At 71.5% G+C, this 13,378-nt stretch carries 12 protein-coding genes; 3 read left to right on the top strand and 9 right to left on the bottom strand.

Annotation, left to right across the window (positions count from 1 at the left end; translation table 11 throughout):
* Positions 1-27: 27 nt before the first annotated feature.
* Entirely contained in the window at positions 28-2,913 is a 2,886-nt protein-coding gene (locus ABZY31_RS25015; RefSeq protein ID WP_356414059.1) for a UPF0182 family protein, read from the bottom strand.
* 150 nt (positions 2,914-3,063) lie between these two features.
* Between ABZY31_RS25015 and ABZY31_RS25020 the strand changes: the two genes are divergently transcribed.
* Positions 3,064-3,633 carry a PPA1309 family protein gene (locus ABZY31_RS25020; protein WP_356414001.1) on the top strand — a complete coding sequence of 190 codons (570 nt, stop codon included), beginning with the start codon at positions 3,064-3,066 and terminating at the stop codon, positions 3,631-3,633.
* Between the two features lie 30 nt (positions 3,634-3,663).
* Here the strand turns inward: ABZY31_RS25020 and ABZY31_RS25025 are convergent, their stop codons facing one another.
* The 4 genes from ABZY31_RS25025 to ABZY31_RS25040 form a co-directional block, all read right to left on the bottom strand.
* Complete coding sequence (locus ABZY31_RS25025; RefSeq protein WP_356414003.1) at positions 3,664-4,749, bottom strand: PDZ domain-containing protein; 1,086 nt, start codon at positions 4,747-4,749, stop codon at positions 3,664-3,666.
* Positions 4,750-4,881: 132 nt separating this feature from the next.
* Positions 4,882-5,073 (bottom strand): hypothetical protein, encoded by a 192-nt coding sequence (locus ABZY31_RS25030; RefSeq protein ID WP_356414006.1) that lies wholly within the window; start codon positions 5,071-5,073, stop codon positions 4,882-4,884.
* Between the two features lie 116 nt (positions 5,074-5,189).
* A complete protein-coding gene (locus tag ABZY31_RS25035; protein ID WP_356414009.1) occupies positions 5,190-5,651 on the bottom strand; it encodes a molybdenum cofactor biosynthesis protein MoaE in 462 nt (153 codons plus the stop codon).
* A gap of 266 nt (positions 5,652-5,917) precedes the next feature.
* Complete coding sequence (locus ABZY31_RS25040) at positions 5,918-7,072, bottom strand: SDR family oxidoreductase (protein ID WP_356414012.1); 1,155 nt, start codon at positions 7,070-7,072, stop codon at positions 5,918-5,920.
* Positions 7,073-7,263: 191 nt separating this feature from the next.
* On the opposite strand from ABZY31_RS25040, the gene ABZY31_RS25045 reads away from it, so the two are divergent.
* Entirely contained in the window at positions 7,264-8,715 is a 1,452-nt protein-coding gene (locus ABZY31_RS25045; RefSeq protein ID WP_356414014.1) for a zinc-dependent metalloprotease, read from the top strand.
* Positions 8,712-9,254 (top strand): NUDIX hydrolase, encoded by a 543-nt coding sequence (locus ABZY31_RS25050; protein ID WP_356414017.1) that lies wholly within the window; start codon positions 8,712-8,714, stop codon positions 9,252-9,254. Before ABZY31_RS25045 ends, ABZY31_RS25050 begins: the two co-directional genes overlap by 4 nt.
* Positions 9,255-9,345: 91 nt before the next feature.
* Here ABZY31_RS25050 and ABZY31_RS25055 read toward each other — a convergent pair whose 3' ends face one another.
* The 4 genes from ABZY31_RS25055 to ABZY31_RS25070 all read right to left on the bottom strand — a co-directional run bounded on the left by ABZY31_RS25055 (position 9,346) and on the right by ABZY31_RS25070 (position 13,186).
* Complete coding sequence (locus ABZY31_RS25055) at positions 9,346-10,101, bottom strand: AIM24 family protein (RefSeq protein WP_356414019.1); 756 nt, start codon at positions 10,099-10,101, stop codon at positions 9,346-9,348.
* Between the two features lie 17 nt (positions 10,102-10,118).
* On the bottom strand, positions 10,119-10,799 hold the full coding sequence (locus tag ABZY31_RS25060; protein ID WP_356414062.1) for an AIM24 family protein: 681 nt from the start codon (positions 10,797-10,799) through the stop codon (positions 10,119-10,121).
* 29 nt (positions 10,800-10,828) lie between these two features.
* Entirely contained in the window at positions 10,829-12,523 is a 1,695-nt protein-coding gene (locus ABZY31_RS25065) for a TerD family protein (protein ID WP_356414021.1), read from the bottom strand.
* Positions 12,524-12,646: 123 nt separating this feature from the next.
* Positions 12,647-13,186 carry a M48 family metallopeptidase gene (locus ABZY31_RS25070; protein WP_356414024.1) on the bottom strand — a complete coding sequence of 180 codons (540 nt, stop codon included), beginning with the start codon at positions 13,184-13,186 and terminating at the stop codon, positions 12,647-12,649.
* Positions 13,187-13,378: the final 192 nt, after the last annotated feature.

The following is a 13,378-nucleotide window of genomic DNA, read 5'->3' on the forward strand; positions in this document are numbered from 1 at the left end:
AACCCCTCATCCTTGATCGCCGGGCGGCTAGCCGCCCGGATTCGCCGGGGTCGTCAGCTTGTTCTCGGCCTCGACCGCGCGCTTGAGCGCCGCCGACAGGTCGGCCTGCGCCTTGCCGTACGCCGCCCAGTCGCCGGCCTTCATCGCCTTGTCGGCGTCGTCGAAGGCCTTCGAGGCGTCCGCGAGGGCCGCCTTGACCGTCGGGTCCTGGCCGGTGGGCGGCTTGGTGGTGCCGTCGCCCGGCGGCGGCTGGTTCGGCGTCGCCGGCGGGGTCGCCGTCTCCGCGCCGAAGACCACGCCGAGCGCCTTGTCCAGGGTGTCCTCGAAAGCCGTCTGGCCGCCGTAGGTCACCAGGACCTTGCGCAGCAGCGGGTACTTCAGCCCGGCACTGCGCACGTACACCGGCTCGACGTAGAGCATGCCGCCGTCGAGCGGCACCGCGAGCAGGTTCCCGTACTCGACCTCCGAGTCGCCGCCGCGCAGCAGCCGGATGGACTCGGCGATCTTGGGTTCGGAGTTGAACTTGCTCTGCACCTGCTTGGGGCCGTCGACGGGCTTGCTCGTCGGCATCTTCAGGATTCTGATCTTGCCGTAGTCCGCGGTGCCCGGGTCGGCGTTGACCGCCATGAAGGCGCTCAGGTTGTCCCGCTCGTTCGGCGTGAACGTCGTCGTGAGCGAGAAGACCTGGTCCTTCTCCGGCTGGTCCGGCATCTTCATCGACAGGTAGTACGGCGGGACCGCCGTGCCCTTGGTCGTCGGGTCGTCCGGAACGGCCCAGGCCTCGCTGCCGCTGAGGAAGGTCTGCGGGTCCGTGACGTGGTAGCGGGTGAGCAGCTCCCGCTGGACCTTGAAGAGGTCCTGCGGGTAGCGCAGGTGCGCCATCAGGTCCTTGGAGATCTCGCTCTTGGCCTTGACCGTCCCCGGGAACGCCTTCATCCAGGTCTTGAGGACGGGGTCCTCGGTGTCCCACTGGAACAGGCTGACCTTGCCGTCGTAGGCGTCGACGGTGGCCTTCACCGAGTTCCGGATGTAGTTGACCTGGTTCTCCTGTGCCACGACCGCGCGCTGACTGTTCGTCAGGGAGTCGGCGGTGGTGTCGCCCAGCGTGGTGCGCGAGGCGTAGGGGTAGCCGTTGGTCGTCGTGTAGGCGTCGACGATCCAGACGACCCGGCCGTTCACGACCGCCGGGTAGGGCGCGCCGTCGATGGTCAGCCAGGGCGCGACGGCCTCGACGCGCTCCTTGGGCGTGCGGTTGTACAGGATCCGCGAGCCCTTGCCGATGGCGCCGGAGTACATGATCTGCGGCTCGCTGAAGGCGAGTGCGTACGCCGCCCGGTTGACCGGGTTGTCGAGGTTGACGCCGGAGTCGCCCTGGTAGCTGGTCTCCTTCTCGCCCTTGTCGTCGGAGTAGTCCAGCTCCTTCTGCGGCCCGCCGACGATCGAGTACTGCTTCGTCTGCTCGCCGTAGTAGATGCGCTGCTCGAAGTCCGTGCCGAACATCCCCTTGGAGGGCAGGTCGGACTGGGTGAAGTCGGGAGCGCCCTGGTCACCGGCGGCCGTGCCCTTGGCCGCGACCACGCCGTAGCCGTGGGTGTACTTGAAGTGGTCGTTGATCCAGTTGTTCTTCGGGATGCCGCCGATGTTCAGCTCGCGCAGGCCGATGACCGTGTCCTGGCCCTTGTACCGGTCCACGGCGAGCGTGGACGGGAAGGCGTAGTAGCCCTTGACCTGCTGGAGCTGCTGGAAGGCCGGGGAGACGATGTTCGGGTCCAGCAGGCGGATGCTCGCCGTGGTGTCGGCCGCCTGGCGCAGCTTCGCCTTGTCGGTGCCGGCCGCGGGCACGCCCGGGTAGTCCTTGACGTCGGACCCGGCGATCCCGTACGCGTCGCGCGTCGCCTTGATGTTCTTCTCGACGTAGGGCGACTCCTTCGCCTGCTCGTTCGGCTGGACCTGGAACTTCTGCACGATCGCCGGGTAGAGCCCGCCGATCAGAATGGCGGAGAGCACCATCAGACCGAAGCCGATCACCGGGAGCTGCCAGGTGCGGCGCCACAGCGTCGCGAAGAACAGCGCGGCGCAGATCGCGGCGATGCAGAAGAGGATGGTCTTGGCCGGCAGGTAGGCGTTGGCGTCGACGTAGCGCAGGCCGGTCCAGTTGTCCGCGGCCTTGAAGTCGCTGGACTTCACCGCGAGGCCGTACCGGTCGAGCCAGTACGCCACCGCCTTGAGCGAGACGAAGATGCCGAGCAGCACCGACAGGTGGCCGGTGGCCGCGGCGGTGGCGCGGGCGCCCGGGCTGGTGACGCGCAGGCCGCCGTACAGGTAGTGCACGAGGGCCGCCGCGATCAGCGACAGCACGGCGGCGGCGAAGCCGAAGCCGAGCAGGAAGCGGTACCAGGGCAGGTCGAAGGTGTAGAACGACACGTCCATGTGGAACTGGGGGTCCTTCTGCCCGAAGGGCACCCCGTTCACGTACATCAGCCAGGTCTTCCACTGGCCCGCCGCCGAGGCGCCCGCGATCAGCCCCACGAGCACCGCGATGCCCAGGAGCAGCCACTTCTTGAACGGCGCGACGCTCATCCGGTAGCGGTCGAGGCTCTGCTGCTCCATCGACATCGCGCTGAGCGGCGGCCGCAGCCGGTGCGCCAGCCAGATGTTGAACCCGACGGCGCCCGCCATGACCAGGCCGAAGACGGCGAAGAGGCCGATCTTGGTCCAGAGCGTGGTGGTGAAGACGGTCGAGTAGTGGACGGAACGGAACCAGAGCCAGTCCGTCCAGAAGCCCGCGAACATGATGAAGACCATGGCCAGGACGGCCAGGACGCCCAGGGTCATCAGGAGAGTGCGGGCCCGCCGGGAGGGGCGGCCGACTCTCATCCGTGGCCCCGAGGGGCCTCCGCCGCGGTCCGGCATCTGGAAAGCCAAGGTGCGCACCTCGAAAGTCGCTGTGTGTCGTGTGTAACGAAAAAGTTTTCAAAAGCAGGGGCCCCCGATGGTAGAGCCCACTCATGCAACTTACTGAGGCTTTAGTCAGTTCCCGGTATCGCACCCAAAGGAGGCAGGATGTTGTCCATGTCCAACCTTTTCCCCTCCCCCGGTACCCCGATGGCGGCCAGCCCGCTCACCCGCGCCGTGCTGGAGATCGACGAGTACGCCGCCGGCCTGGGCTGGGACCGGCCCGCCCGGCTCTTCGCCCTCGTCGACACCGCCCGCCTGCGCAAGCAGGAGCCCCGCCTCGCCCGCCAGCTCGGCCTCGACCAGGACGACGCCGGCAAGGTCCAGCTCACGCCGATCGAGCAGGACGAGCTGCCGAAGGGCATGGCCCTCGACAAGTTCCTGGGCACGGTCGCCTGGCCCGACTCGGTCGTCGGCTGCGCGCTGACGGTGGAGCGGCTGATGCTGCCGCCCTCCGCGGAGGCCGCCGTACCGTCCGACCTGACCGACAAGCAGCTGGCCAAGTGGGTCGCCGGGCACGCGGAGCGGCAGGAGGTGCGCCTGACGGTGGGCGTCCTGCGCGACGGTTCGCGCGAGTCGGCCGTACGGCTGCGCGAGAAGGACGCGGCGAGCGAGGTGCTGACCGGGGCCAGTCTGGTGCCGGGCCTGGCCGAGGCGCTGGCCGCGACCTTCTCCTGAGGGCTTCGCGGGGACGCGGCGGGGACGGGGTCAGGCGCCGCAGCGCGGCAGTCCGGCCTTGTCCCCCTTGCTGATCTTCTCCAGTGCCTGCACCGCGTCGCCGATGGTGGAGACCTTCACGAGGGTGAGGCCGTCCGGTACGTCCTTGGCCGCCGCGGCGCAGTTCTGGGCCGGGGTGAGGAAGTACCGGGCTCCGGCCTGGCGGGCGCCGATGGTCTTCATCTCGATGCCGCCGATCGGGCCGACCGTACCGGCGTCGTCGATGGTTCCCGTGCCCGCGACGAACGCGCCGCCGGTCAGGTCCTGGGGCGTCAGCTTGTCGACGATGCCGAGGGAGAACATCAGGCCCGCGCTCGGGCCGCCGACGTCGGCGAGGTTGATGTCGATGCGGAACGGGAAGGTGTGGTCGGTCCCGGCCCGGATGCCGACGAGGGCGTGACCATCGTCCGGCGCCTTCGCGGTGGTGACCTCGACCTTCCGGGAGCCGGCCGGCTCGCGGCCACCCTTCTTGGCTTCGGCGGCCTCGGTGGCCGCGATGACGGTGAACTCGACCTTCTCGCCGGCCGCGTGCTTGGTGACGAGTTTGGCGACGTCCCCCGGTTCCTTCACGGGGGTGCCGTCGACGGCGACGATCACGTCACCGGCGTGCAGTTTGCCCTCGGCGGGGCTGCCCTTGACCACGGTCGCGACGTTCACGCGGGCGCTGACGGGGATGCCGAGCTGCTTGAGGGCGGCCACCTTGGCGCTCTCCTGCGACTGGCTGAACTCCTCCGCGTTCTCCTGCGTGGATTCCTTGTCCGTCTTGCCGTGCGGGTAGAGGTTCTCGTGGGGCACCACGATGTTGTCGTGGGCCGCCCAGCCGTAGACCGCTTCCAGCAGGTTCATGTCGTAGTCCGCGCCGGTCACCCGGACCGTGGTCATGTTCAGGTGGCCACTGGTCGGGTAGGTCTTGCGGCCCGAGATGCTCAGGACCGGTTCGCCGCGCGAGTCACCGAGGGTGTTCACGGTCGGCCCGGGGCTCATCTCGGAATACGGCACCTTGATGAACACTCCGGCGCAGAGCAGCGCGAACAGCATGAGGGTGGACGCGAGCATCGTCGCAGTGCGGCGTGGCATGGATCGACAGTACGTGACGGCCCTGTGGGGCGGCCCGTGGGGCCGGTCCGTACGGGGCGGTGCGCGGCGGGCGCCCGGGGGCTCCCGGCGGGGAGGCGGGTCGGACGCCCGGCGGGGCACTCGCGGGACGCGTCAGACGGCGTCGGAACCGGAATGCGCCTTGGCCCTGTCGGCCTGGCCTGTGTCCATGACCTCGCGGAATCGTGCGTAGCCGGCGAGCTCGGATATGTCGCCGGATGTGCGGTCGCGGGCCGCCCAGCTTCCCCATATCGCCGCGCCGATGGCGGCGAAGAACGGAATCAGCAACCACGCCAAAGAACCCATGTGCGTGCTCCCTACCCCGAGATTGAGCTGTGTGTTGCTCCAACGCTCGTGCCCGGGGCGGAGTTACGCAAATCGAGGGCGTGTTGCGCGGCCGTTCGGGTGCGGACGGCCGCGGCTCAGCAGGCGCCGACCCACTCCTCGGTGCCGTCCGAGAAGGTCTGGTGCTTCCAGATCGGCACCTCGTGCTTGAGGTCGTCGATCAGCATCCGGCAGGCCTCGAAGGCCTCGCCGCGGTGCGGGCACGAGACGGCGACGACCACGGCGAGGTCGCCGACGCGGAGGTCCCCCACGCGGTGGACGGCGGCCAGGGCGCGCACCGGGTACTTGGCCACGACGCGCTCGGCGATGCGGCGCATCTCGGCCTCGGCCGTCGGGTGGCAGGAGTAGCCGAGGGCGTCGACGTCCGCTCCGCCGTCGTGGTCGCGCACGGTGCCGACGAAGAGCGCGGTGCCGCCGGTGGCGTCGTCGCCGACGGCGCGGAAGACCTCGTCGAGCGAGAGGGGGGTGTCGCGGATCGCGAGCAGCCGGATCGGGTCCGGGGCGGCCTGCTCGCCGGGGTGGTCGAAGTGCGGAGCCATGCCCCCATCGTGCACCACCCGCCCCCGCCCCCGGAACTCCCCTTTCCACCGGCACCGGACCCCTCCCGTATGGAGCCTCCTACAGCCGGGGCGGCGTGCCGGGGGCATCCGCGTGCACATCCCACCCTCGGCCGAGGGGCATCCGCAGCCACATCCAGCCCCGCCGGCGTTTGAGGCGCCGCCGGAGGCAGACCCAGCCGGCGGGCGCCCGCACCCGGGCAGCGAGGGGCGCCGCGGGCCGCCACGCCCCGGCGGCCCCTTACCGGCTACAGCCCGCGGCGGCGACGCGCGGCGCGGACCACGGCCGCCGCACCCAGCAGCGCGACCGTCGCCCCGGCAGCCCCCGCAGCGGTGGCGTCCTTGCGCCCCAGCCGCCGCCCGACGACCGTGTGCCGCCCCGCCACCTCCTGCAGCAGCTCGGCCAGCACCTCCTCGTTCGTCCAGCGGGGCCGCCACCCCGCCGCGTGCAGCCGGCTGACGCTGACCACCCACGGGTGCATCGTGTACGCCAGGTCCCCGGCCGGGGACGGCGTGAGCCCGATGCGGTGCAGCCGCGCGGCGGCTCCGAGCGCGACGGCGGACGGCAGCTCCATGCGGCGGATCCCGCTCAGCTCCTCGACCTCCTCCTGCTCCAGCCAGCCCTCGCAGCCGACGGCCAGCTCGCCGTCCACCTTCTCCAGCGCCGCGTACTCCAGCGCGCTGACCAGGTCCTCCACGTGGCAGAACTGCCAGGTCGGCCGGGAGCCGGCGACCACGAGCAGCCGCGGCGACTCGAAGTAGCGGGTCAGGGCCGTGTCCGTACCACCGACCAGCACGGCGGGCCGCACCACCGTGACGTTGAGCCCGGGGTGCGCCCGCGGCGCCCGGCGGCCGAGGCGTTCGATCTCCAGCAGGTCGCCGACGCCGGTGGCCTCGGCGGTGGCCCGCAGTTCGGAGTCCTCGGTCAGCGGGATGTCGTTGTCCGGGAGGGCGCCGTAGACCATGGCGGAGGTGCACAGCACGACCCGGTGCACCCCGGCCGCCGCGGCGGCGGTGAGGACGGTCTGGGTCCCGCGCACGTTGTACGCCGTACGGGCCGCCGGGTCCGTCTCCAGGTCCAGGTCGAGCGCGAGGTGGACGACGACGTCCGCGCCGCGCAGCTTCTCGGCGATCGCGGGGTCCCGTACGTCCAGGACGTGCCACTGCGCCTCGGCGCACTCTCCGCGCCGCTCGTCGATCGCGACGACCTGCTTGACCTCGTCCGAGGCGGCGAGCCGGGCGACCAGGGCGGCGCCGACCCCCGCCGCGGCGCCGGTCACGGCGACGACGGGGCCCCGTACCGACGGGTTTCGCGGCTGGCGAACGCCGTCGGGGCTGTCGCCGTGGTCAGGGCGGTTTTCGTCGCCGTGCGGCTCTCGAACCTGCGGATCTGGGGAACTCACCGGGCGTCTCCAGCGGTTGTCTTCAGTAGGTGCGCGTCCTGACGCGTCCCTACCAGGTGATGTCCATCCTGCCGCAGCCCAGGAGTAGGCGGAGCACCGAGCCCGGATGCGGCTGTGGTGTCTACGCTGGTGGTGTTGTCGGACCATTGCCCGTCGGCTCCCGCCGGCGGCCCTACGAGCCGAGGAAACCCGTGAGCGACACCCCATTCGGATTCGGCCTTCCGCCGGAGGAGCCGGAGGACGGCGACGAGGGCCGGAAGAAGGGCCAACCGGGCGGTCAGGGCGGCCCGGCGAATCCGTTCGGGTTCCCCGGGGCCGGACTGCCCGGAGGTCTGCCGGGCGCCGGTGGCCCCGGCGGCGCGGACAATCCCTTCGCCGCGATGTTCGGTGCGATGAACCCGAACGACCTCGGCGCCGCCTTCCAGCAGCTCGGGCAGATGCTCAGCTACGAGGGCGGTCCCGTGAACTGGGACATGGCCAAGGACATCGCCCGCCAGACCGTCGCGCAGGGCACCGCCGACGGCGTGAAGGACGCGAGCGTCGGACCGGCCGAGAAGTCGGCCGTCGAGGAGGCCGTGCGGCTGGCGGACCACTGGCTGGACTCCGTCACGTCGCTGCCGTCGGGCGCCGGTACGGCCGTGGCCTGGAGCCGCGCCGAGTGGGTCGAGGCGACCCTGCCGGTGTGGAAGGAACTGGTCGACCCGGTCGCCGAGCGCGTCGGCGCGGCGATGGGCGACGTCCTGCCCGAGGAGATGCAGGCGATGGCGGGCCCACTGCTCGGCATGATGCGCTCCATGGGCGGCGCCATGTTCGGCCAGCAGATCGGTCAGGCCGTGGGCACCCTCGCGGGCGAGGTCGTCGGTTCCACCGACATCGGGCTGCCGCTGGGCCCGGCGGGCAAGGCCGCGCTGCTGCCGCTGAACATGGAGGCCTTCGGCAAGGACCTGGGCGTCCCCTCGGACGAGGTGCGCCTCTATCTGGCCCTGCGCGAGGCCGCCCACCAGCGGCTCTTCGCCCACGTGCCGTGGCTGCGCTCGCACCTCTTCGGCGCGGTCGAGGGGTACGCGCGCGGGATCAAGGTCGACACCTCGAAGCTGGAGGACGTGGTCGGCCAGCTCGACCCGTCGAACCCGGAGCAGCTCCAGGAAGCGCTCCAGGGCGGTATGTTCCAGCCGCAGGACACCCCGGAGCAGAAGGCTGCGCTGGCCCGGCTGGAGACGGCGCTCGCGCTCGTCGAGGGCTGGGTGGACGCGGTGGTGCACGAGGCCGCGAAGCCCCGTCTGACCTCGGCGGACGCGCTGCGCGAGACCCTGCGCCGGCGTCGCGCCTCGGGGGGTCCGGCGGAGCAGACCTTCGCGACCCTGATCGGGCTGGAGCTGCGTCCGCGGCGCCTGCGGGACGCCTCGCGGCTGTGGGCCTCGCTCACCGACGCGCGCGGCGTGGACGGGCGCGACGGGCTGTGGGAGCACCCGGACATGCTGCCGACGGCCTCCGACCTGGACGACCCGGACGGCTTCGTGCACCACGAGCAGCCGGACTTCTCCGAGATCGACAAGATGCTCGGCGAGGCCGCCGCGGGCAAGCCCGGACAGGACGCCCCTGAGCGGGACGGCCGCGAGCAGGACGGCGACGACACCAAGTGAGCCTGTACGACGACGCGGTCCTCGTCCTCAAGGGTTACGGGGACCAGAGCACCCCGGACGACCAGAGCGCGCTGCGGGAGGTGTACCTGGAGCACCTGGCCGCCCACCCGGACGGGATGTGGAAGCCGTGCGAGGCGGGGCACCTCACCGGAAGCGCGCTGGTGATCGACCCGGAGCGCGGCCGCGTGCTGCTGACCCTGCACAAGAAGCTCGGCATGTGGCTGCAGATGGGCGGTCACTGCGAGGCCGGGGACGGGACGCTCGCCGAGGTGGCGCTGCGAGAGGCCCGCGAGGAGTCCGGCATCGAGACGGGGCTGTCGCTGCTGCCGGGCGGTCCCGTGCGGCTGGACCGGCACCCCATTCCGGCGCCCTGCAACTGGCACCTCGACGTGCAGTACGCGGCGCTGGCCCCGGCCGGGGCGCAGGCGGTGATCAGCGACGAGTCCCTGGACCTGCGCTGGTTCGCCTACGACGAGGTGGCCGCCGTCGCGGACGCCTCGGTGGTGCGGCTGCTGGAGGCGACCCGGGCGCGGCTCTGACGCCGAGGCGCGGAAGCCGCGGAGCGCGCGAGCGACGGGGCGGGCGGAAACCGGAGGGTTTCCGCCCGTCCCGGACCGTTCGTGTGCGGCGTCAGTTCCAGGCGTTGTTCTGGTTCTGCGCGTGGGCGCCCTGCTGTCCCACGCCGTACTGCGCGGCGAGGCCCTGCCCCAGCTGCGCGTTCTGCGGCGGGAGCAGCTCACTGGGCTGCACCAGCGCGAAGCCCTGGCCGAGGAAGCTCAGCTCCCAGCCCTCGCCGGTGTTGCCGCGGCGCCGCCACACGCCGGTGGAGTGGGTCTGGGCCTGCATCTGCACGCGCAGCGAGGTGGACCAGGCGACGACGGCGTCCGCGTCGACGTTGACGTACTTGTCGGGCGTGATCTGCAGCATGAGCGGCTGCCCCGAGGTCATCAGGGCGACCTTGCCGCGGCCGGTGATGTTGAGCTGGTACTTGCCCGAGCCGGAGATTCCGTACTGGCTGTCCACCGCGATGGCCTCGGTGTGCAGGGTGGAGTCGAGGGCGAGGACGTAACTGCTGTCCACGGTCAGGCCGTCCTGGTCGACGTCCACGACGTGCACGTCCTGGGCGAGGTTGGCGAAGTACACCGTCCCCTGCCCGGAGCAGCGCATGAGGTCGAGGCCCTCGCCGGTGCGGGCGCGCGCGGTGCGCTGGTTGGTGCTCCGGTACTCGCCGTCGAAGTCGATCAGTCCCTGGTAGGCGACCATCGAGCCCTTGCGGGCGAGGACGTCGTCCTGCCCGGTGAGGGAGACCCGCAGCATCTGCGGGTTCTGGACGACGTACCGCTCCTGGGACTGTGCTTCGGCGTGGCCGAAAAGTGCGCTCTGCATGATGTGTCCGCTCCCCCTCAGCCCCGGGCCCGGAGCCGGTCGGTGCTGTCCTCGCTCGGCTGTACGACGACGATGCCCTGGCCGGAGAAGGCCATCTGGAAGGCCTCCCCGCTGCCGCGGCCGATCATCGACGAGGCCTTGAAGCTGCGCTTGCCCTTGACCTTGAGGTTCGGCGACCAGGCGACGAGCGCGTCCGGGTCGACGTACGTCTCGTCCTCGCCGCGGCCGCAGTCGACCACGATCGGGGTGCCGCGCGAGGTCAGGGCGACCCAGCCGGTGCCGGAGATCTGTACGTTGAACAGGCCCTGGCCGGCGAACTTGGCCAGTCCCTTGACCCGCTCGACGCCCCAGGTGAGGTGGGCGTCGAAGGCGAGCAGGTTGGTGCCGTTGACGGAGAGGGCGTCGTTGTTGAGGTTGATGACGACGACGTCCGCGCCGTAGTCGGCGAGGTAGAGCAGGCCGTCGCCGGTGCACTTCATCAGCGGCGCGCCCTCGCCCGTCAGCCACTGCGAGGCCATCTGGCGCACGGCGGGCGGGTTGGGCTCGTACTGGACGAAGCCCTCGTAGGCGACCATCGAGCCGGTGCGCGCGAAGAGGTCGTGGCCGCTCTGCATGGCGACCTTGAGCATCGCGCGCCCGTGGTTCTCCATGCGGGCGGCGACCGGGGTCGGGGCGTAGCCCGCGAGCTGCGGGTTCATGGCGTTCATTGCGTTCATGGCGGGCTCCCTCAGACCTCGTAGGGCTGGACGATGACGAAGTTTCCGGGGGCGCCCCGGAACTGGAGGTTCACGGTCTCCCCGCTGTGACCGGGGTAGGCGTTGCGCCGGAGCCGGACCTGGCTGGAAATGACCACCTGCGCGCCTGCGGACCAGGCGACGATCGCGTTGCTGTCGACGAAGGTCGTCGGGGTGACCGGCAGGACGACGGGGGTGCCGTGCGTCTTGACGACGACGGTGCCGGAGCCCTGGAACTGCATGGTGAACAGGGCGCCGCCGGGGATGCCGTGGCCCTCGATCCGGCGCACCTCGTGCTGGAGCGATTCGTCGAAGGCGAGCACGCTCTCGGCGGAGACGCAGATTCCGTCGCCCTGCAGCTCGATGGCGTGCAGGTGCGTGCCGTTCTCGGCGAGGAAGACCTGGCCGCGGCCGCTGCAGCGCATGAGCTGCATCTCCTGGCCGGTGGAGTTGCCGACGATGCGGCCGGCGAAGCCCGCACCCTTGTAGCTGAAGTCCACTTTGCCCTGGTAGAGCACCATGCTGCCCTGACGGGCGAGGACGGGCTGGCCGCCGATGCCCAGGTCGACGCGCATGAGCTGGGCGTTCTGCGGGGTCCAGCGCGCGCCGGTCGGGGCCTCCTTGTAGATCTGGAGGGCCGAGGTGAGACCGGGGGCGGCGGCCGCCTGCGCGGGCATGCCGGGCTGCTGGCCGTACGGAGTTCCGGGCGCGCCGGGCGGCGGGTAGCCGGCCGGGACCTGGCCCGGGACCTGGTGTCCGTACGAGGGCTGCGGCGGCTGGCCGTAGGGACCGGCCGGGGGCGGCGGGGGCGGGTATCCGCCGGGGGCCTGGCCCGGGACCTGGTGCCCGTAGGAGGGGCTCGGCGGCGGCTGCGGCGGGTGCACGGGCTGGCCGTACGGGCCGGGGGCGGCCGGAGCGGGCGGCGCGAGCGGGCCCACCATCGTCGGCGCGGCGTGCAGGGAGGGGGCGGGCTGCTGCGGTGCGGCGTACGGAGCGGGGGCCGGGGGCGCCGGCGGCGGGGTGTGCTGCGCGGGCTGCGGCTGCTGGTACTGCGGCTGCTGCGGGGCGGCGGCCGCGGGCGCGGCGAAGGCCGGGGCCGCGAACGAGGGTGCGGCGGCGGCCTGCTGCGGGACCTGCTGCTGCGGAGCCGCAGGCTCCTCTTCGGCGACCTCACCGCCGAAGTTCTTCAGCAGCGCTTCCAGGCCGCCGTCGAAACCCTGGCCGACGGCGGCGAAGCGCCACACGTCCTTGAGGTAGAAGTCGCCCAGCATCACGGCACGTTCGGTGCTGAACTCGGCTCCGGTGAAGGAGTAGCGGACCACTTCCTCACCGCCCGCGACGACCCGGATGTAGCCGGGGCCGACCTGCGACATCTGGCCCGCGCCGTCGATCGTCGCCGTGAAGGACAGCCGGTGGATGTTCGCCGGAACGCGGTCCAGGGTCACCCGGAAGGATTCGCTGTCGCCGGCCTGCGCGCCGAGCAGCTGAATGGACTCCTCCGGCGACTTGGGCTGGTTGAAGAAGACGAAGTAGCGGTCGTCCGACAGCCGCTCCTGTGCGTCGAGACCGAAACAGCTGATGTCGAAGGTCAGCCCGGGCCCGGCAATCTGCACACCCACGTACAGATCGGTGCCCGCGGTGAGATCACTGATCTTGGCCTTGTGGCCGCGCTGGAATTCCCTGGCCATACGAAACGACCGTCCCCCGTCCCGACGATGAATGCGTGCCCGTCAGGCTAACGGCTTCCGCCGACATCGGCCCGGGTCGGTACCGAGCCGGTACACATCACGGACGCATCACGACGCTGGCGCTCACTCCTCGCGCGCGGCCGGGACCTGGGGCAGCCGCTCGGCGGCCGCCACTCCTTCGAGGTAACCGCGCGCCCGCTCGGTCCGGGGATACGCCTCCAGCAGCTGCCAGAAACCCGGCCCGTGCCCCGGGACGAGCAGGTGGGCCAGCTCGTGCAGGAGCACGTAGTCGAGCACGTACTCCGGCATGCCCTGGAGGCGGTGGGACAGCCGGATGCTGCCCTCGGCGGGGGTGCAGGAGCCCCAGCGGGTGTTCTGGTTGGTGACCCAGCGGACCGAGGTGGGACGTGCGCGGCCGCCGAAGTACTGCTCGGACAAACGCTCGGCGCGCTCGGTGAGTTCCGCGTCCCCGAGGGTCCGCTTGCTCTCCTGCGCGGCGAGCTTGTCGAGCATCACGCCCACCCAGCGCCGCTCCTCGGCCTCGGACATCCGGGCAGGGATGAGCACGACCGTCCGGTCGCCCTCGCGATAGGCGGAGACGGTCCTTCGGCGGCGCGCGCTGCGGCGGACTTCGACGGCGCGGGGCGCTGGATCGGCGGACACGGCACGACCGTACCCGGTGGCCAGGGCGGAAGTCCCGCCCGGCGGGGCTGCGGGCGCGATCGGTTCGCGGTTCCGCCCCGCCCGGCCGCCCCACGGGGCCCATCCGGTCGTCGTCTCATATGCCTGACGGGGTGCGCCTGTGGATAACTTCACACTCCGGGGGCGGGGGGCGGTCATGCTGCGAGGGCGGCG

Source organism: Streptomyces sp. NPDC006529 (assembly GCF_040611795.1).
GTDB lineage: Bacteria > Actinomycetota > Actinomycetes > Streptomycetales > Streptomycetaceae > Streptomyces.

Excerpts from the sequence above, each read along its gene's own strand:
- ABZY31_RS25055 (WP_356414019.1), bottom strand. The coding sequence starts at position 10,101 with ATGCAGAGCGCACTTTTCGGCCACGCCGAAGCACAGTCCCAGGAGCGG.
- ABZY31_RS25065 (WP_356414021.1), bottom strand. The coding sequence starts at position 12,523 with ATGGCCAGGGAATTCCAGCGCGGCCACAAGGCCAAGATCAGTGATCTC.
- ABZY31_RS25015 (WP_356414059.1), bottom strand. The coding sequence starts at position 2,913 with ATGCCGGACCGCGGCGGAGGCCCCTCGGGGCCACGGATGAGAGTCGGC.
- ABZY31_RS25020 (WP_356414001.1), top strand. The coding sequence starts at position 3,064 with ATGTTGTCCATGTCCAACCTTTTCCCCTCCCCCGGTACCCCGATGGCG.
- ABZY31_RS25025 (WP_356414003.1), bottom strand. The coding sequence starts at position 4,749 with ATGCCACGCCGCACTGCGACGATGCTCGCGTCCACCCTCATGCTGTTC.
- ABZY31_RS25060 (WP_356414062.1), bottom strand. The coding sequence starts at position 10,799 with ATGAACCCGCAGCTCGCGGGCTACGCCCCGACCCCGGTCGCCGCCCGC.
- ABZY31_RS25035 (WP_356414009.1), bottom strand. The coding sequence starts at position 5,651 with ATGGCTCCGCACTTCGACCACCCCGGCGAGCAGGCCGCCCCGGACCCG.
- ABZY31_RS25030 (WP_356414006.1), bottom strand. The coding sequence starts at position 5,073 with ATGGGTTCTTTGGCGTGGTTGCTGATTCCGTTCTTCGCCGCCATCGGC.